Source organism: Pseudomonas sp. DF11 (assembly GCF_058148565.1).
In genome coordinates, this window is sequence record NZ_JBYVYN010000007.1 from 261,525 (window position 1) to 280,586 (window position 19,062).

Genomic DNA, 19,062 nt, shown 5'->3' on the forward strand with positions numbered 1-19,062 from the left:
TGATCTGTCGCCATCGCGAGCAGGCTCGCTCCCACAGGAGGAAAGTGATAAATCCGGGCATAAAAAAACCGGCCGAAGCCGGTTTTTCTGTGCCTGACGGATCAGAACGAAGCGTTCTGCAGGCCATCCAGGTAGCGCTCGGTGTCCAGGGCCGCCATGCAGCCAGCGCCGGCCGAGGTGATGGCTTGGCGGTAGACGTGGTCGGCCACGTCGCCGGCCGCGAAGATACCCTCGACGCTGGTAGCGGTGGCATTGCCATCACGGCCGCCCTTGACTACCAGGTAGCCATCCTTGAGTTCCAGCTGGCCTTCGAACAGCGAGGTGTTCGGGGTGTGGCCGATGGCGATGAAGACGCCGTCAACCTTGATCTCGTCAAAGCTGCCGTCGTTGTTTTTCAGGCGGGCACCGGTCACGCCCATGTTGTCGCCCAGCACTTCGTCCAGGGTCGCGTTGAGCTTGAGGATGATCTTGCCTTCGGCCACGCGGGCATTGAGCTTGTCGATCAGGATCTTCTCGGCGCGGAAGGTTTCGCGACGGTGGATCAGGGTGACCGTGCTGGCGATGTTCGCCAGGTACAGCGCTTCCTCGACCGCGGTGTTGCCGCCACCGACCACTGCCACAGGCTTGTTGCGGTAGAAGAAACCGTCGCAGGTGGCGCAGGCGGAAACGCCTTTGCCCATGAAGGCCTCTTCCGACGGCAGGCCCAGGTAACGAGCGCTGGCACCGGTGGCGATGATCAGGGCATCACAGGTGTAGGTCGCGCTGTCGCCGGTCAGGGTGTAAGGCTTGGCGGCGAAATCCACGGCATTGATGTGGTCGAAAACGATCTCGGTCTCGAAACGCTCGGCGTGTTCTTTCATGCGCTCCATCAACGCCGGGCCGGTCAGGCCGTGGACGTCGCCCGGCCAGTTGTCGACTTCAGTGGTGGTGGTCAATTGACCGCCGGCCTGCATGCCGGTGATCAGCAGCGGCTTGAGGTTGGCACGGGCCGCATAAACCGCAGCGCTGTAACCGGCGGGGCCGGAACCGAGAATAATCACTCGCGAATGACGCACTTCAGACATGACCTGCTCCTGTTGACCGGACCTTGCGGGCCGGAACGCCGGGTGAGCGGCGTGAATAAAAAAGGACCGTTGACGCACTTGGGGAAGGCTGGTTTCGACAGTCCTGAAAAAGAATGGGTGCAGCGTATCGAGGGAGCGAAGATTAAGGAAATACGGTTTAACAATCCAGCTCATAGGTGAGCTCTATGCCCAGCGGTCCCTCTAATAGGCGCCTTCAGCGCAAGAAACGTTGTTACACGCCATGTCGCCGCTTTCCCAGGCGAGGCAAAGCCGGTAAGGTCGGCGCGTTCACCTTCGCTCGGAGCCACCTATGCCCGCCCCCGTCCTGTCCGGTCCGCAATATCTGCGAGAAGGCCTCAAGCTGGTCTTGAGCCCGGGCCTGCGCCTGTTCGTACTCTTGCCCCTGGCGATCAACCTAGTGCTGTTCGTCGGTTTGATTTACCTGGCCGGCCATCAGTTCAGCCTGTGGGTCGATACGCTGATGCCGTCGCTGCCGGACTGGCTGAGTTTCCTCAGCTACATTCTCTGGCCGCTGTTCGTGGTGCTCGTCGTGCTGATGGTGTTTTTCACCTTCACCATGCTCGCCAACATCATCGCCGCACCGTTCAACGGCTTTCTCGCGGAAAAAGTCGAAGTGGTCGTCCGTGGCACTGACGACTTCCCGGCGTTCAGTTGGGGCGAGTTGATCGCCATGATCCCGCGTACCCTTGGCCGGGAAGCGCGCAAGCTTGGCTATTTCCTGCCTCGCGCCCTGGGGCTGTTCGTACTGTCGTTCATCCCCGTGGTCAATCTGGTGGCGGCACCGCTGTGGTTGCTGTTCGGCATCTGGATGATGGCGATCCAGTACATCGACTACCCGGCGGACAACCACAAGCTGGGCTGGAACGAAATGCTCGCCTGGCTGCGGGAAAAACGCTGGCAGAGCCTGGGCTTTGGCGGCAGCGTGTACCTGGTGTTGCTGATTCCGGTGGTCAACATCCTGATGATGCCAGCGGCGGTGGCTGGGGCGACCTTGTTCTGGGTGCGTGAGCAAGGCGCCGAGACCGCGTTGGCCCGGCAGGGCTGAGTCGGTCACAAATCCATCATCCTGGTGTCACAATGACGAAATGGCCCCGGTCGACACTGGGGTCATGACCACATCCCTGCACATTACCCTGATCACCGAAACCTTCCCGCCGGAAATCAATGGCGTGGCCAATACCCTTGGCCGCCTGTACGACGGCCTGCGTGCCCGTGGGCATCAAGTCGAACTGATACGGCCTCGCCAGGTCGACGACCGACGCCAGGCCAGTGACGAGCAGTTGCTGCTGTGCCGGGGCTGGCCGCTACCGGGCTATCCGGGTTTGCAATGGGGCCAGGCGTCCATGCACAAACTGCTCAGGCGCTGGAAACGCCATCGTCCGGACGTACTGTACATCGCCACGGAAGGGCCGCTGGGTTTGTCGGCACTGCGCGCGGCACGACGCCTGGGCATCTCGGTAGTCAGTGGTTTCCACACCAACTTCCAGCAATACACCCAGCAGTACGGCCTCGGGCTGTTGAGTCGCGGACTCACCCATTACCTGCGCTGGTTTCACAACCGCTCCAGCCTGACCCTGGTGCCCAGCCTCAGCCAGCGCCTGGAACTGGAGCGACGCCATTTCGAGCGCGTGGCACTGCTGTCTCGCGGCGTGGACAGTCAACTGTTTCATCCGATCAAGCGTTCGGCGAGCCTGCGTGAGGCGTGGGGCCTGGGCGACGATGACATCGCCGTGATCCATGTCGGACGCCTGGCACCGGAGAAAAACCTCGGGCTGCTCAAGCGCTGTTTCGCCACACTGTGCAGCGCTTTCCCGCAGCGACGGATGAAGCTGGTGGTGGTCGGCGACGGCCCGCAGCGGTCCACACTGGAGCAGGAACTGCCTGAAGCGATCTTTTGTGGCTCGCAACGCGGCGAGGCGCTGGCCAGCCATTACGCGTCCGGGGATGTGTTTGTCTTTCCGAGCCTGACCGAGACCTTCGGTAATGTGGTGCTGGAAGCGCTGGCGTCCGGGCTGGGCGTGGTGGCCTACGATCAGGCCGCGGCCGCGCAGCACATCCGTCATGGTTACAACGGCGTACTTGCAATGCCGGGGGATGAAGAAGCCTTCTGCGACGCGGCCCGCTGGTTGCTGGATGAGCGCGAGGCCTTACGGTGCGTGCGCCTCAATGCCCGCCAACACGCCAGTCGTCAGGGCTGGGCATCGGTGATCGAGCAGTTCGAGGCGCAGTTGCGCGGGGTTTGTGTGGGTGAGCAGGTGATGCCTGCTGCGCCGACGGTGCGCTGAATCTTTAGTGATTCTTAGATCGTCATCGCGAGCAGGCTCGCTCCCACAAGGGATCTCGGTCGTACACAAGTCATGTATCCACTAAAGATCGAATGTGGGAGCGAGCCTGCTCGCGATGGGGCCAACTCAGGCGCCGCTTAAACCAGGGTCATCAACGCTTCGCGACTGAACGGCAAGATTTCCTGCTCGCGCCCCTCACGCACTTTTTGCGCCCAGTCCGGATCCACCAGCAGCGCACGCCCCACCGCCACCAGGTCGAACTCGTCATTGTTCAGGCGCTCCAGCAGCTTCTCCAGGCTGGCCGGCTGCGCGACTTTGTCGGTGTTGACCATGAACTGCAGGAACTCGCCATCCAGGCCGACGCTGCCGACGGTGATGGTGGGCTTGCCGGTGAGCTTGCGGGTCCAGCCGGCCAGGTTCAGCTCGGAACCTTCGAACTCCGGCTCCCAGAAGCGGCGTGTCGAGCAGTGGAAAATATCCACGCCAGCGTCGGACAACGGCTTGAGGAATTCGCCCAGGGCTTCAGGGCTCTGCACCAGGCGCGCGGTGTAATCCTGCTGTTTCCATTGGGAGAACCGGAAAATGATCGGGAACCCCTCGCCCACCGCCACGCGCACGGCACGGATCAACTCGATCGCAAAGCGCGAACGGTTGGCCAGGCTGCCGCCGTAACCGTCGGTGCGCTGATTGCTGCCGTCCCAGAAAAACTGGTCCACCAGGTAACCGTGGGCACCGTGGATTTCCACGCCGTCCATGCCGATGCTCTGGGCATCTTTTGCCGCTTGGGCAAACGCAGCGATAACCTCGTCGATATCGGCCTGGGTCATGCCGTGGACCACCACCTGGCCGTCCTTGAGCTTTTCGGTCGGACCATAACCCGGCACGCTGGCATCCGGCTCGGTGCCAAGGCGGCGCACGTTGCCCACATGCCACAACTGCGGAACGATCTTGCCGCCTTCGGCATGCACTGCATCAACCACTTTCTTCCAGCCGGCCAACGCCGCATCGCCATAGAAATGCGGCACGTTCGGGTAGCCATTGGAAGCCTTGTGCCCGACCGTCGTGCCCTCGGTAATGATCAGGCCGACCCCGGCCGCCGCGCGACGGCGGTAATACTCGACCACCTTGGCATTGGGCACGCCGCCGGGCGAAAAGGAACGGGTCATCGGTGCCATCACCACCCGGGTCGGCAACTCGAACGTGCCGAGGTGGAAGGGTTTGAACAGGGCTTTTACAGGCATGAGGCACTCCACGAGACGAAGTCACAGGTCGATATGACGACGATAATATGGGGCGTGCCGAGTGCTGGGTAGCACTATTGATTTGAATGATTAAGGATTAGAAGATCGCGGCAGTCTGGATTGAACCGAATGCCTAGCCGGATGCAAGACCTGTGGCGAGGGGATTTAGCCCCGCGGGGCTGCGAAGCAGCCCCAAAACCCTGCTAACTCGGTGTGTCAGAAAGACCCGCTCGCATGATGGGGTTGCTGCGCAACCCAGCGGGGATAAATCCCCACGCCACAAGGGACCAGTGCCTGGCTTCAGCTCAGCGCTTTTTCAATGGCCTGGATCACGGAAGGATCATCCGGCGGCGTGCGTGGCGAGAAACGCGCCAGCACCCGGCCGTCCTTGCCGACCAGGAATTTTTCGAAGTTCCAGGTAATGTCCCCGGGAAACTCGGCGCCCTCACCCGCCAGCAGGCGGTACAACTGATGACGATCATGCCCATTCACTTCCAGCTTGCTGGACAGCGGGAATGTCACGCCATAGTTGAGGCTGCAGAAATCCTGGATTTCCTGCTCGGTCCCCGGCTCTTGCCCGGCGAACTGATTGCAGGGCAGGCCCAGCACGCTGAACCCTCTGTCCTTGTATTGCTGATAGAGATTTTCCAACGCCGCGTACTGAGGCGTCAGGCCACATTTGGAGGCGACGTTGACCACCAGCACGACTTGCCCCTTGAACGGCGCCAGAGCAAGCTCCTGACCATCCAGGGCTTTGAGTTTAAGGTCGTGAAAAGCACTCATGACGAACTCCAGGTTTGCGGATCTTTTCGAAACAGCCACGGACGATGCTAACAGCAACCGACTAAAAAGGCGCCGTATGGCGCCTCTCCAGTTACTTGAGCGTAGCGCAGAAATCAGTGGTGATGGCCACCTTCGCCATGGACGTGACCATGAGCGATTTCTTCCTGGCTGGCGTCGCGGATGTCGACGATCTTGACTTTGAAGTTCAAGCGCTGGCCGGCCAACGGGTGGTTGCCGTCAACGGTGACGTCATCGCCTTCCAGGTCGCGGATGGTGACGATCTGCATCTGGCCATCGGGCGCCGAGGCGTGGAACTGCATGCCCACTTCCAGCTCATCCACGCCTTCGAACATGCTGCGGCTCAGGGTGCTGACCAGTTCGGCGGAGTACTCGCCATAGGCGTCTTCCGGTTCGACGGTAACGTTCAGGTCGTCACCGACCGTTTTACCTTCCAGGGCTTTTTCCAGACCCTGGATGATGTTGCCTGCGCCATGCAGGTAGACCAGCGGAGCGCCGCCGGCAGAGCTGTCGATGACCTCACCAGCGTCGTTGGTCAGGGTATAGTCGATGGAGACAGCCTTATTGGCGGCGATCAGCATGGGGCGAGACCTTTTGCATAAGAATGAAGAACGGACAAGTCTAAACAAGGATTTGCCCGAAAGCGAACGGAACCCGGACAAACGGGCTTGCTCGAACAGACCGACGGTCACGGGTTTGCATCAGGACGAGGACGGGCACTGGGTGGCCGAGCTGTCCTGCGGCCACACCCAGCATCTGCGTCACCAGCCTCCGTGGCAGTCCCGGGCCTGGGTGCTGGATCCGGCGCAACGCATTGAAAAAATAGGCCAGCCCTTTGATTGCGGCTGGTGCGCGCAGAGCCCGGTTAGCGATAACCTTGGCGACTGAATTGACGGTAGACGGCAGTTATAGCCTCGCCCTTGCCATGCACCTTTAGAGAATCCGCATGCAAACTTTTTTTATCGCGCCCACCGATTTTGGTGTGGGTCTGACCTCCATCAGCCTCGGGCTGGTGCGTACCCTCGAACGGGCCGGGCTGAAAGTCGGCTTTTTCAAACCCATCGCCCAACCCCACCCCGGCGATACCGGGCCGGAGCGCTCCACTGAACTGGTGGCCCGTACCCACGGCCTCAAGCCGCCACAGCCGCTGGGCCTGGCGCATGTCGAGCGCATGCTCGGCGACGGCCAGCTCGATGAGTTGCTGGAAGAAATCATCACCCTTTACCAACAGGCCGCCATCGGCAAGGACGTGCTGGTGGTCGAAGGCATGGTCCCGACCCGCAGCGCCAGCTACGCCGCCCGGGTCAACCTGCACCTGGCCAAGAGCCTGGACGCCGAAGTCATCCTGGTGTCGGCGCCAGAAAACGAAGTGCTGGCCGAGCTGTCCGGCCGGGTGGAATTACAGGCGCAACTGTTCGGTGGGCCGAAAGATCCGAAAGTCCTCGGGGTGATCCTGAACAAGGTCCGCACCGAGGAAAGCATGGAGGCGTTTTCCGCACGCCTCAAGGAGCACTCGCCGCTGTTACGCAGCGGTGATTTCCGCCTGCTCGGTTGCATCCCCTTCCGCCCCGAACTCAACGCCCCGCGCACCCGCGACGTGGCCGACCTGATGGGCGCGCAGGTGCTCAACGCCGGGGATTACGAAACCCGGCGCATGAGCAATATCATCATTTGCGCGCGCACCATGCGCAACACCGTGGAGCTGCTCAAGCCAGGCGTGCTGGTGGTGACCCCTGGCGATCGCGACGACATCATCCTCGCGGTGAGCCTGGCCGCAATCAATGGCGTGCCGCTGGCCGGCCTGCTGCTGACCAGCGATACCCTGCCCGACCCGCGCATCATGGACCTGTGCCGAGGCGCCTTGCAGGCCGGGTTGCCGGTGCTGTCGGTGAGCACCGGCTCCTATGACACCGCCAACCTGCTCAACGGACTGAACAAGGAAATCCCCATCGATGACCGCGAACGCGCGGAGATCATCACCGATTTTGTCGCCAGCCACCTGGATGCCAACTGGCTGCACCAGCGCTGTGGCACGCCACGGGAAATGCGCTTGTCGCCGGCGGTCTTCCGCTACCAATTGATCCAGCGCGCCCAGGCTGCCAACAAGCGCATCGTGCTGCCCGAAGGCAGTGAACCGCTGACCGTCCAGGCCGCCGCCATTTGCCAGGCCCGGGGCATTGCCCGCTGCGTGTTGCTGGCCAAACCGGCCGACGTCGAGGCGGTGGCCCGCGCCCAAGGCATCGAGTTGCCGCCGGGGCTGGAGATTCTCGACCCCGATTCGATTCGCGAGCGTTATGTCGAACCCATGGTGCGCCTGCGCAAGAGCAAAAGCCTGAACGCACCGATGGCCGAGCAGCAACTGGAAGACACCGTGGTCATCGGCACCATGATGCTGGCCCTGGATGAAGTGGACGGCCTGGTGTCCGGGGTCATCCACTCTACCGCCAACACCATCCGTCCGGCCCTGCAACTGATCAAGACCGCGCCGGGTTGCTCCCTGGTGTCCTCGGTGTTTTTCATGCTGTTTCCCGAAGAAGTGCTGGTGTATGGCGACTGTGTGATGAACCCGCACCCCAGCGCGACAGAGCTGGCGGAGATCGCCCTGCAAAGCGCCGACTCGGCCGCGGCGTTCGGCATCACCCCACGGGTGGCGATGCTCAGCTATTCCAGCGGCGAGTCGGCCAGTGGCGAGGAAGTGGAGAAAGTCCGCGAAGCCACCCTGCTGGCCCACGAGGCGCAACGCGGCTTGCTGATCGACGGCCCGCTGCAATACGACGCCGCCGCCAACGAAACCGTGGCGCGGCAACTGGCGCCCAACAGCCAGGTGGCCGGTCGCGCAACGGTATTCATCTTCCCGGACCTGAACACCGGCAACACCACCCACAAGGCCGTGCAACGCAGCGCCGATTGCGTCAGCCTCGGGCCGATGCTGCAAGGCCTGCGCAAACCGGTGAACGACTTGCCGCGTGGCGCCCAGGTCGACGACATCGTGTACACCATCGCCCTGACTGCGATCCAAGCCGCCAACCGCCCCCTGGATATCTAAATGCTGGATTTTCTGCCTGTCCCACTGCGGGGCGTGATTGCCTCGCTGCTGTTGGCGCTGAACACCATCGCCTGCTGCACGCCGCTGTTCATCGTGGCGATTTTCAAATTGTTGCTGCCCTTCCCCGCCGCCCAGCGCTGCACCGACTGGCTGATGGGCCATATCCACGAAACCTGGATCAGCAACAACAAGGCCTGGATGAACCTGCTGCGCCGCACCCGCTGGCACCTCAGCGGCCTGGAGGGCCTGGACTACCAGCACTCGTACCTGGTCACCAGCAACCACCAGAGCTGGGTCGACATCATGGTGTTGCAGTACGTGCTGAACCGGCGCATCCGGCCATTGAAGTTTTTCCTCAAGCAGGAGCTGATCTGGGTGCCGGTGATCGGCCTGGCCTGGTGGGCGCTGGGGTTCCCGTTCATGAAGCGCTACTCCAAGGCGTACCTGGAAAAGCATCCGGAAAAGAAAGGCAAGGACCTGGAAACCACCCGCAAGACCTGCGCGAAGTTTCGCGACAACCCGGTGGGCATCTTCAACTTCGTCGAAGGCACGCGCTTCACCGAAGGCAAACATGCCCAGCAACAGTCGCCGTTTCGCTACCTGCTCAAGCCCAAGGCCGGCGGCATCGCGTTTGTACTCGATGCCATGGGTGAGCAACTGGAGTCGATCATCAACGTGACGATCCATTATCCGGGCGGTCGTCCGGGGTATTGGGATTTGCTCTGCGGCAACGTGGGAGAGGTGGTGGTGCATTTCCAGGAGCTGAAGATCCCGCCGCAGTTCATTGGCAAGAACTACGATCAGGACGGGGTGTATCGCCTGGAGTTCCAGGGCTGGATCAACCAGTTGTGGCAGGACAAGGATGCGCTGCTTGCGCAGATGCATCGCGAGTATCCGAACCGCCACTAACTTCCCTTGTGGGAGCGGGCTTGCTCGCGAAGGCGGAGTGTCAGACAGCATATTTGTTAGCTGATACACCGCCTTCGCGAGCAAGCCCGCTCCCACAGTTGACCGCGTTGAAGTCCAGATAAATGAAAAAGCCCGCAGATGAATGCTCACCTGCGGGCTTTTTATTGACTGCCGCGTTGGTTAGATCGCCCCACGCTTGCGCAGCAGATCCAGCACTTGCTTGACGCTTTCTTCCAGCGTCAGCGACTGGGTGTCGATCACCAGGTCGGCATCCAGCGGCACGTCGTACGGGAAGGATTCGCCCGGGATGTTATCGCCAGCAGCGGCGTACAACCCTTGCGGATCACGCTGGGCGCAGACCGCTGGCGAGGCCTGGACATAGACTGTCAGCAGGCGCTCCCGGCCGATCAGGTCCTTGGCCTGCTCACGCCCTTCGGCATTCGGCGCGACGAACGCGGCGAGGGTCAGCAAGCCGGCTTCGTTGAACTGACGGGCAACGTGGGCCGCACGACGCCAATTCTCGGTACGTCCGGCACGGTCCTGTGGCAGGCCCTTGTTCAGGTCGTGACGCAGGTTCTGACCATCGAGGACGAAGACCGCACGGCCCATGTCGAACAACTTGCGTTCCACTGCATAGGCCAGCGTGCTTTTACCCGCGCCCGACAGGCCACTGAACAGCACCGTGGCCGGTTGCTGGCCGAAGCGCTGGGCGCGTTCTTCCACCGACACATGAGCCAGTTTGCCGTGGTGCGTGCTGCTGCCATGGGCCAGCGGCTGGGCGACGATCATGCCGGCGCCGACCGTACCGTTGGTCAGGCGATCGATGATGATGAACGCGCCGGTGGTGCGGTTGCTCTCGTAACCGTCCAGGGCAATCGGTGCATCGAGGGCGATCTTCACCTTACCGATTTCGTTGAGCTGCAACGCGCTGGCCGGGCCCTCTTCCAGGGTGTTCACGTCGACCTTGTTGACGATGCTGGCAATCGAGCCCGGCACGTAGCTGGTGGCGCGCTTGATGTCGTATTTCTTGCCCGGCAGCATCGGCTCTTCGGCCATCCACACCAGCATCGCTTCGAAGCTGTCGGTGACCGGCGGCACGTTGTCGGCATGCACCAGCAGGTCGCCACGGGAGATGTCGATCTCGTCTTCCATGGTCAGCGTGACCGCCTGGCCAGGACCGGCGTGCTCCAGCTCACCTTCGAAGGTGACGATGGATTTCACGCGGCTGCTCTTGCCCGACGGCAACACCACCACTTCATCGCCCTTGTGCACGATGCCGCTGGCGAGGGTGCCGGCGAAGCCGCGGAAGTTCAGGTTCGGACGGTTGACGTACTGCACCGGGAAGCGCAGGTCGGTGAAGTTACGGTCGCCCGCCACTTCCACGGTCTCGAGGATTTCCATCAGCGACTGGCCGGTGTACCACGGCGAGCGCTCGGACTTGTTCACCACGTTGTCGCCCTTGAGGGCAGACATCGGCACGAAGTGCATGCTGGTGGGCTTCATCTTCAAGCCTTCGGCGAACTTCAGGTAGTCGGCCTTGATCGACTCGAACACGCCCTGGTCGAAGTCCTTGAGGTCCATCTTGTTGATGGCCACGACGATGTGCTTGATGCCCAGCAACGAAGCAATGAAGCTGTGGCGACGGGTCTGGGTCTGCACGCCGTAGCGGGCGTCCACCAGGATGATCGCCAGGTCACAGGTGGACGCACCGGTGGCCATGTTGCGGGTGTACTGCTCATGGCCGGGCGTATCGGCGATGATGAATTTGCGCTTGGCGGTGGAGAAGTAGCGGTACGCAACGTCGATGGTGATGCCTTGCTCGCGCTCGGCCTGCAGGCCGTCCACCAGCAGCGCCAGGTCGATGTCGTCACCGGTGGTGCCGACTTTCTTCGAATCGCGGGTGATAGCTTCCAGGTGATCTTCGTAGATCATCTTGGAGTCGTGCAGCAGGCGCCCGATCAGGGTGCTCTTGCCGTCGTCGACGTTACCGCAGGTCAGGAAACGCAGCAGCTCTTTGCGCTCGTGCTGGCCCAGGTAGGCGAGGATGTCCTCGCTGATCAAATCAGATTGGTGCGACATGACAACCCCTTAGAAATAACCCTGACGTTTCTTATCTTCCATCGAGCCTGCGCCATCGTGGTCGATGACCCGGCCCTGGCGCTCGGAAGTTCGCGTCAGGAGCATTTCCTGAATGATGTCCGTCAGGCTTTCGGCCTCGGACTCCACCGCGCCCGTCAACGGGTAGCAGCCAAGGGTACGGAAACGCACTTTCTTTTTGACGATGCGAGCTTTTTCTTCGTCGGACAGGTGCTCGAGGATGCGCTCGTCGTCGATCATGATCAGCGTGCCGTTCTTCTCGATCACTTCACGCTCGGCGGCGAAGTACAGCGGCACGATCGGGATGCCTTCGAGGTAGATGTACTGCCAGATGTCCAGCTCGGTCCAGTTCGACAGCGGGAACACGCGGATCGACTCGCCCTTGTTGACCTTGCCGTTGTAGACGTTCCACAGCTCCGGGCGCTGGTTCTTCGGATCCCAGCGGTGCTTGCTGTCGCGGAACGAGTACACGCGCTCCTTGGCGCGGGACTTTTCTTCATCGCGACGGGCACCGCCGAACGCGGCGTCGAAACCATATTTGTCCAAGGCCTGCTTGAGGCCTTCGGTCTTCATGATATCGGTGTGCTTGGCGCTGCCGTGGGTGAACGGGTTGATGCCCTGGGCCACGCCATCCGGGTTCACGTGGGTGATGAGGTCCAGGCCCAGTTCCTCGACCATGCGGTCGCGGAACTTGTACATTTCCTGGAATTTCCAGCGAGTGTCGACGTGCATCACCGGAAACGGCAGCTTACCGGGGAAGAACGCCTTGCGTGCCAGGTGCAGCATCACGGCGGAGTCTTTACCGATGGAGTACAGCATCACCGGGTTATCGAACTCGGCGGCCACCTCGCGGATGATGTGGATGCTTTCCGCCTCCAGCTGTTTCAGATGCGTCAGTTTGTCGACCATGGCTACTCACGAAAACTTTCTTATGAACGGCCAGCGGGCCGTGTTCGAGCGGGGAATCCTAGCACAGCGACCTCTTCTAATCAGGGCGCCAGCTAGATCGAAACAGCATATGGATATGCCTGGCGGTTCGGGCATTGCGGTGAGTTCTGGGGGAGCCAGTGAACTCTGTGGGAGCAAAGCTTGCTCGCGATGACGTCGGCACATGCAACGCCGCTATCGCGAGCAAGCTTTGCTCCCACAGGCCCGCTTCCACATTCAGTTCAGCGTTAGTCAGATGGGATTCGGGCAATCGATGAAGATATGTTCCAGGGCAAAGCGTCGCGCCAGGTAATCACCCAACGCCTGCACGCCATAGCGCTCCGTCGCATGGTGCCCGGCGGCGATAAAGCTGATGCCGTTTTCCCGCGCGCTGTGGAAGGTCTGCTCCGACGCCTCGCCGCTGAGATAAAGGTCGACGCCGGCCTGCACGGCCTGGTCGATATAACCCTGGCCGCCGCCGGTGCACCAGCCGACTCGGCGGATCATCTGCTCGCCTTCGATCAGCAAGGGCTCGCGGCCCATGGTTTCCTGGACCTTGCGCGCAAAATCCCGCGCCGTCATCGGTTCGGACAGGGAACCGACCAGGCCGACAATCTTGGGGTTGTCCGGATCCAGCGGCCCCTCGACGGTGATGTCCAACTGACGGGCCAGTTGCACGTTATTGCCCACCTCGGGGTGCAGGTCCAAAGGCAAGTGGTAAGCCAACAGGCTGATGTCATGCTTGAGCAGCGTTTTCAGGCGACGCTGTTTCATGCCGGTGACACAGGGGTTCTCGCCCTTCCAGAAATAACCGTGATGCACCAGCACCAGGTCGGCCTCGGCCTCGACGGCAGCGTCGAGCAAGGCCTGGCTGGCGGTGACGCCGCTGACAATGCGCATTACCTGGGGCGCGCCTTCGACCTGCAGGCCATTGGGGCAGTAATCGGCAATCCGGCTGCTCGCCAGGTAACGGTCCGCTTCTTCGACCAGGGTGCTCAGGGCTACGGCCATGAAAAGACTCCTAAATATCCCGTTCAGAGGCGCGCGCGGCCTCGTATAATGCGCGACATTATGGGCGGTCTCATACCGCCTGCAACCTTTGTAGGACGTGCTTAATGCTCAAGGCGCTGCGTTTTTCCGGCTGGCCGCTGTTGGCCGGCGTGCTTGTCGCTCTACTGATTATCCAGCGCTACCCGGAATGGGTTGGCCTGCCGAGCCTCGACGTCAACTTGCAGCAGGCGCCGCAAAGCAAGGCGGTGCAACAGGGGCCGGTGTCCTACGCCGATGCCGTGACCACCGCCGCGCCGGCCGTGGTGAACCTGTACACCACCAAGGTCATCAACAAACCCAGCCATCCGCTGTTCGAAGACCCGCAATTCCGGCGCTTCTTCGGTGACAACTCGCCCAAGCAGAAGCGCATGGAGTCGAGCCTGGGGTCGGGCGTGATCATGAGCCCGGAAGGTTATATCTTGACCAACAACCACGTCACCAGCGGCGCCGACCAGATCGTGGTAGCCCTCAAGGACGGCCGTGAAACCCTGGCCCGGGTGATCGGCAGCGACCCGGAAACCGACCTCGCGGTGCTGAAGATCGACCTCAAGAACCTGCCGGCCATCACCATCGGCCGCTCCGACAGCATCCGCATCGGTGACGTCGCCCTGGCCATCGGCAACCCGTTCGGCGTTGGCCAGACCGTGACCATGGGTATCATCAGCGCCACCGGGCGCAACCAGTTGGGCCTGAACAACTACGAGGATTTCATCCAGACCGACGCCGCGATCAACCCCGGCAACTCCGGCGGCGCGCTGGTGGATGCCAACGGCAACCTTACCGGGATCAACACGGCGATCTTCTCCAAGTCCGGCGGCAGCCAAGGCATCGGTTTCGCCATTCCGGTGAAGCTGGCGATGGAGGTGATGAAGTCGATCATCGAACACGGCCAGGTGATTCGCGGCTGGCTGGGGATTGAAGTCCAGCCGCTGACCCAGGAACTGGCGGAGTCCTTCGGTTTGTCCGGGCGGCCCGGCATCGTGGTGGCGGGGATTTTCCGCGATGGCCCGGCGCAGAAGGCCGGCCTGCAGTTGGGCGATGTGATCCTGAGCATCGACGGCGAACCGGCCGGCGATGGCCGCCGCTCGATGAACCAGGTAGCGCGGATCAAGCCCACCGACAAGGTGACCATCCAGGTCATGCGCAACGGCAAGGAGCTCAAGCTCACCGCCGAAATCGGCCTGCGCCCACCGCCGGCACCGGTGGCGGTCAAGGAAGAGCAATAAGCCGCGCAGCGCTTCCTGAGTGGTCAAACAAATCCCTGTGGCGAGGGGATTTATCCCCGCTGGGCTGCGAAGCAGCCCTAAAAGGTTTGAGGCAATCAACCTGGCACTCCGAGGTGAAGGGTTTGGGGGCTGCTTCGCAGCCCGACGGGGATAAATCCCCTCGCCACAAAAAAATCCTACCCGCCCCTCCAGAGTGATCCCCCTGACAATCCATCCGTATATCCCTTGAAAATACAGATAGCATGAATTCTCATTAGTAGTGTTATATTGTTTCAATTATAGAAATTGGAACAACATAACATGTCATCTCTGAAACGGATTTCCCTCGCCGGCCTGGCTTTGGGTCTGCTGGGCGATCCAGCCTACGCCGAAGAAATTCAGCCCCTGGAACTGGACGCCATCAACGTGACGTCCGACTACGAATCCGCCACCGGGCCAGTCACCGGCTATCGAGCCACGCGCTCGGCCAGTGCCACCAAAACCGACACGGCCCTGCGCGACATCCCGCAATCGATCAGCGTAATTCCCGCCAGCGTGCTCAAGGACCTGGGCAGCACCAACGTTGAACGGGCGCTGGAATACGCCGGCGGTGTATCGAAACAAAACAATTTCGGCGGCCTGACGCTCTACGAATACAGCGTGCGCGGCTTCACGACGTCGGAGTTCTACAAGGATGGTTTCAGCGCCAACCGCGGTTATCCAAGCACCCCGGACGCGGCCAACATCGAACGCATCGAAGTGCTCAAGGGCCCCGCCGCCAGCCTGTATGGGCGAGGCGACCCGGGTGGCACGGTAAACATCGTCACCAAGAAACCCCAGCCCGAAGCCTTCACCACCCTGCAAACCAGCGCCGGCAGTTGGGATCGCTACCGCACCGCGCTGGACGTCAACACGCCGCTGGACACCGAAGGCAACCTGCTTTCAAGAGTCAACCTGGCGGTCGAGGACAATCACAGCTTTCGCGATCACGTCGACAGCAAGCGCGTCTTCGTCGCCCCTTCCATCAGTTGGCAGTTGAACCCCGACACGCGGTTACTGGTGGAAAGCGAAATCGTGCGCCACAGCTCGACGTTCGACCGTGGCATCGTCGCCCCGAACAATCGCTGGAGCGGCGTTTCCCGCTCGACCTTTTTGGGCGAACCCAACGATGGCGATATCGACAATCACAACAACATGCTCCAGGCCGCCCTCGAACATCAGCTCAACGACACCTGGCAACTGCGCCTGGCCAGCCATTACAAACAGGGTGAACTCTGGGGTTTCGCCTCCGAAGCACGCCCACTGAACGCCGACAGCCACACGGTGAACCGCCGCTATCGCGAGCGTGACAACAATTGGCACGACAGCATCACCCAACTGGAATTGCGTGGCCTGTTCGACCTCGGCCCCTGGCAGCACGAACTGCTGATCGGCAGCGAATACGAGGACTACCGCAAGAACGAGCGCGTGACCACCATTGGCGGCAGCGCCTACCCCATCGACATCTACCAGCCGATCTACGGCCAGCCGAAACCCAATGGTGCTCGTACCGGCACAGACTTCTTCGAACATGTGCAAAGCCGCGCGCTGAACCTGCAGGACCAGATCGTCTTCACCGACAAACTGAGGGGCCTGCTCGGCGTGCGCTACGAGCATTTCGAGCAGAGCATCGACGACCACACCCGCGATCGCACCAGCCGCCAACGCCACGACGCCCTGACACAACGAGCCGGTCTGCTGTATCAACTGACACCCCAGGTGGGTCTGTTCGCCAACGTCTCCACTTCATTCAAGCCCAATAACGGCCTGGATGCCGACGGCAAATCCTTCAACCCCGAGGAAGGTGTCGGCTATGAAGTGGGGATCAAGAGCGAACTGTTCGACGACCGCCTGAGCACCACCCTGGCGGCGTTCCATATAGAGAAGGAAAACGTCCTGAGCCCGGTCGCCGGGACCGACTTCAGCCGAGCCGTGGGCAAGGCCCGCAGCCAAGGCATCGACCTGCAACTCACAGGGCAAGTGACCGATGCCGTACGGCTGATCGGCGCCTTCGCCTACATCGATGCCGAAGTGACCAAGGGCGACCAGCAGATTCCCACCGGCAGCCGGATCCTCGGCGTCGCCAAACACAGCGGCAGCCTGCTGGGGGTCTACGAATTCCAGGATGGGCACCTGCGTGGTTCGGATATCGGCGCGGCGTTCACTTATGTCGGGGACCGCTCGGGCGAAGCCGGCAAGGATTTCGAACTGCCGGCCTACCACACGGTGGATCTGCTGGCCCATTACAAGGCCAGCGATGACGTCACCGTGGGCCTGAACCTGAACAACGTCTTCGACGAAAAGTACTACGAACGCTCCTACAGCAACTACTGGGTCACCCCCGGCGAGCCGCGCAACTTCACTGTCAGTCTCACCCTTGCGCTATAAAAGGAAAATCGACATGAAACACCCCAAGACCTTCGCCCTGCTCGGCCTGCTCCTGGCCACACAGGCCTCGGCCCATGGCCTGTGGACCGAACAGCGGCGCGGCAACATCGAAGTGATCTACGGCCACGGTGCCGAAGACAATGCCTTCAAGGCGCAGAAAGTCAGTGGCGCCTGGGCCTATGACCTGGGCGGCAAGATGATCCCCGTCACCGTGGAGCGCCTGCCGGACCACGCCCGGCTGCAACCGCTCAAGCCGCCGGCCGTGCTGGCGGTGGCGCTGGACAACGGCATGTGGTCGCAGACCGCCGACAAGAAGTGGATCAACGAAGGCCGCAGCAAAGTGCCCGGAGCGATTGAATCGACCCACACGTTCAAATACAGCCTGGCGATCTATGAACCGGGGGCGAAACTGCCGGCGCTTGCACCGATCAAGTTCGTGATCCTGCCGGAAGTCGACCCGCTGACCGTCGGGCCGGGCCAGTCATTGCCGGTACGGGTGCTGCTGGATGGCAAACCGGCGGCCGGGGTGAAACTGGTGGGCGACTACCGCAGCGCGCCAAACACCGTATCGACGGAAACCGACGCAGAAGGCCGGGCCAAGGTGCTGGTGCGCAACGAAGGCTTGAACGTGGTCGCGGCGCAGATGGAAATTGCGCTCAAGGACGACAAGGACGTGGCCACGCGTGGTGTATTCACCTCGTTGACTTTCCTCGGTGAACCGCATCACGAGTAACCCCCGAATCTATTGTGGGAGCGGGCTTGCTCGCGAAGGCGGTGAGTCAGCTTGCATGAATGTTGGATGTCACGCCCCTTTCGCGAGCAAGCCCGCTCCCACAGGGGATTGGCGGGGACCGCACGCTTGTGAACACCCGCAGCCTAGTGTGGGAGCGGGCTTGCTCGCGAAGGCGGTGGGTCAGCTTGCATGAATGTTGGATGTCACGCCCCTTTCGCGAGCAAGCCCGCTCCCACAGGGGATTGGCGGGGACCGCACGCTTGTGAACACCCGCAGCCTAGTGTGGGAGCGGGCTTGCTCGCGATGAGGCCAGTACAATCACCGCAAAACTCAAGCCGGCGTCAAGCACTCCGGCCCGTTGAGTTTCGGATCATTGACCATGTTGGCCAGCACTCGCTCGCGCAGTGGTGCCGGTTCGCTGGCCAGCAGCCCTTGCAAGGCATGCAGCGGGGTCTCGGGATCGAGCCACAGGCGCTGGCCTTCTTCGTCCAGGATCAATGGCCGGCGCTGGCCCGCCGCTGGCTGGGTGATGACCGCCGTGCTCAGCCACACCTGCTCCTGCACCGGATACGCCTCCCAGATCGCGGCAAAAAACAACGACGAACCCTCCCCCGGCGTCAACCAGTACGGGCGCTTGCGCGTGCCGCCGCGCCACTCATAGAAACCATTGGCCGGCAGCAGGCAGCGGCGCAGGCGCAAGGCCTCACGGAACATCGGCTGCTCGGCCACGGTTTCGGCCCGGGCATGGGCCGGGGTGCGGGACAGGTCGGTCAGCCACGGTGGCGTCAAGCCCCAGCGCGCCCGGGCCAGTTCGCGCTGGCCAGCGGCGCCGGCCCGCAGCATCAGCACCGAATCGTTGGGCGAAATATTCCATTGGGCCTTCTGATCGGCGGGAAAACCGGGCAGGGCCGCGAAGGAGGGGTTCCAGCGAAACAGGGCATAACGTCCACACATGGGGCAACACGACTCTTGATCAAACGGCCGCCAGCCTAGCAGACCAGCGTGCCGGGGTAACTGTCCGGTTCATCGCCGGGCAACGGCAGCGCGGCATTGTACGCGGCGATCAACTCCCGGGCGTATTGCGCCTGGTCGTCCTCCACCGCCAGCCCCAGCAGGCCCTGCATGGGCAACTCCCCCGCACCACCCAGCAGATCGCGCCCCACCAGATGCGCCGTGATGCCTTCGCTGGCAAGCATCCCTTGCAACAACTCGCCTTCCATCAGGTTTTCCAGCTCGTAGATTCGTCGCATGGACGC

The 19,062-nt window shown here is 61.9% G+C and carries 17 protein-coding genes; 8 read left to right on the top strand and 9 right to left on the bottom strand.

The window, feature by feature from the left end:
• Positions 1-101: 101 nt before the first annotated feature.
• Entirely contained in the window at positions 102-1,064 is a 963-nt protein-coding gene (gene trxB / locus AC30D9_RS21245; RefSeq protein ID WP_003205459.1) for a thioredoxin-disulfide reductase, read from the bottom strand.
• A 310-nt stretch (positions 1,065-1,374) separates the two neighbouring features.
• Here trxB and cysZ point away from each other — a divergent pair, with 310 nt between their 5' ends.
• The gene (gene cysZ, locus AC30D9_RS21250; RefSeq protein WP_134925780.1) at positions 1,375-2,130 is read left to right on the top strand and encodes a sulfate transporter CysZ; all 756 of its coding nucleotides are present in this window, start codon (positions 1,375-1,377) and stop codon (positions 2,128-2,130) included.
• A 40-nt stretch (positions 2,131-2,170) separates the two neighbouring features.
• The gene (locus tag AC30D9_RS21255) at positions 2,171-3,370 is read left to right on the top strand and encodes a glycosyltransferase family 4 protein (RefSeq protein WP_490144786.1); all 1,200 of its coding nucleotides are present in this window, start codon (positions 2,171-2,173) and stop codon (positions 3,368-3,370) included.
• Positions 3,371-3,507: 137 nt separating this feature from the next.
• On the opposite strand, the gene AC30D9_RS21260 is transcribed toward AC30D9_RS21255, so the two are convergent.
• The 3 genes from AC30D9_RS21260 to AC30D9_RS21270 all read right to left on the bottom strand — a co-directional run bounded on the left by AC30D9_RS21260 (position 3,508) and on the right by AC30D9_RS21270 (position 5,993).
• Positions 3,508-4,611, bottom strand: a complete 1,104-nt coding sequence (locus AC30D9_RS21260) for an NADH:flavin oxidoreductase (protein WP_490144787.1) — start codon at positions 4,609-4,611, stop codon at positions 3,508-3,510.
• A gap of 300 nt (positions 4,612-4,911) precedes the next feature.
• Positions 4,912-5,394: a glutathione peroxidase gene (locus AC30D9_RS21265; protein ID WP_134925783.1), complete on the bottom strand. Its 483-nt coding sequence runs from the start codon at positions 5,392-5,394 to the stop codon at positions 4,912-4,914.
• A gap of 113 nt (positions 5,395-5,507) precedes the next feature.
• The gene (locus AC30D9_RS21270; protein ID WP_003205467.1) at positions 5,508-5,993 is read right to left on the bottom strand and encodes an FKBP-type peptidyl-prolyl cis-trans isomerase; all 486 of its coding nucleotides are present in this window, start codon (positions 5,991-5,993) and stop codon (positions 5,508-5,510) included.
• On the opposite strand from AC30D9_RS21270, the gene AC30D9_RS21275 reads away from it, so the two are divergent.
• The 3 genes from AC30D9_RS21275 to yihG are packed head-to-tail and all read left to right on the top strand — an operon-like array spanning position 5,962 to position 9,367.
• The gene (locus tag AC30D9_RS21275) at positions 5,962-6,300 is read left to right on the top strand and encodes a DUF3565 domain-containing protein (RefSeq protein ID WP_134925785.1); all 339 of its coding nucleotides are present in this window, start codon (positions 5,962-5,964) and stop codon (positions 6,298-6,300) included. The two genes, AC30D9_RS21270 and AC30D9_RS21275, sit on opposite strands and share 32 nt — an antisense overlap.
• Positions 6,301-6,358: 58 nt before the next feature.
• Positions 6,359-8,458: a phosphate acetyltransferase gene (gene pta / locus AC30D9_RS21280; RefSeq protein ID WP_134925786.1), complete on the top strand. Its 2,100-nt coding sequence runs from the start codon at positions 6,359-6,361 to the stop codon at positions 8,456-8,458.
• The gene (gene yihG, locus AC30D9_RS21285) at positions 8,459-9,367 is read left to right on the top strand and encodes a 1-acylglycerol-3-phosphate O-acyltransferase, YihG family (RefSeq protein ID WP_490144788.1); all 909 of its coding nucleotides are present in this window, start codon (positions 8,459-8,461) and stop codon (positions 9,365-9,367) included.
• Positions 9,368-9,547: 180 nt separating this feature from the next.
• On the opposite strand, the gene cysN is transcribed toward yihG, so the two are convergent.
• From cysN to AC30D9_RS21300, 3 genes are all read right to left on the bottom strand, one after another.
• On the bottom strand, positions 9,548-11,446 hold the full coding sequence (gene cysN, locus AC30D9_RS21290) for a sulfate adenylyltransferase subunit CysN (protein ID WP_307574591.1): 1,899 nt from the start codon (positions 11,444-11,446) through the stop codon (positions 9,548-9,550).
• A 9-nt stretch (positions 11,447-11,455) separates the two neighbouring features.
• Positions 11,456-12,373, bottom strand: a complete 918-nt coding sequence (gene cysD, locus AC30D9_RS21295) for a sulfate adenylyltransferase subunit CysD (RefSeq protein WP_092329398.1) — start codon at positions 12,371-12,373, stop codon at positions 11,456-11,458.
• 270 nt (positions 12,374-12,643) lie between these two features.
• Positions 12,644-13,402 carry a Nif3-like dinuclear metal center hexameric protein gene (locus tag AC30D9_RS21300; RefSeq protein ID WP_134925789.1) on the bottom strand — a complete coding sequence of 253 codons (759 nt, stop codon included), beginning with the start codon at positions 13,400-13,402 and terminating at the stop codon, positions 12,644-12,646.
• Between the two features lie 104 nt (positions 13,403-13,506).
• Here AC30D9_RS21300 and algW point away from each other — a divergent pair, with 104 nt between their 5' ends.
• From algW to AC30D9_RS21315, 3 genes are all read left to right on the top strand, one after another.
• Positions 13,507-14,667, top strand: coding sequence for a Do family serine endopeptidase AlgW (gene algW / locus AC30D9_RS21305; RefSeq protein WP_134925790.1), 1,161 nt, complete (start codon positions 13,507-13,509; stop codon positions 14,665-14,667).
• Positions 14,668-14,967: 300 nt separating this feature from the next.
• Positions 14,968-17,073 (top strand): TonB-dependent siderophore receptor, encoded by a 2,106-nt coding sequence (locus AC30D9_RS21310; RefSeq protein WP_490144789.1) that lies wholly within the window; start codon positions 14,968-14,970, stop codon positions 17,071-17,073.
• Positions 17,074-17,086: 13 nt separating this feature from the next.
• Positions 17,087-17,806, top strand: a complete 720-nt coding sequence (locus tag AC30D9_RS21315; RefSeq protein ID WP_490144790.1) for a DUF4198 domain-containing protein — start codon at positions 17,087-17,089, stop codon at positions 17,804-17,806.
• Positions 17,807-18,136: 330 nt separating this feature from the next.
• Here AC30D9_RS21315 and AC30D9_RS21320 read toward each other — a convergent pair whose 3' ends face one another.
• On the bottom strand, positions 18,137-18,760 hold the full coding sequence (locus tag AC30D9_RS21320; RefSeq protein ID WP_134925793.1) for an SOS response-associated peptidase: 624 nt from the start codon (positions 18,758-18,760) through the stop codon (positions 18,137-18,139).
• Positions 18,761-18,795: 35 nt separating this feature from the next.
• A complete protein-coding gene (locus AC30D9_RS21325) occupies positions 18,796-19,056 on the bottom strand; it encodes a putative signal transducing protein (RefSeq protein ID WP_072344436.1) in 261 nt (86 codons plus the stop codon).
• Positions 19,057-19,062 lie beyond the last annotated feature (6 nt).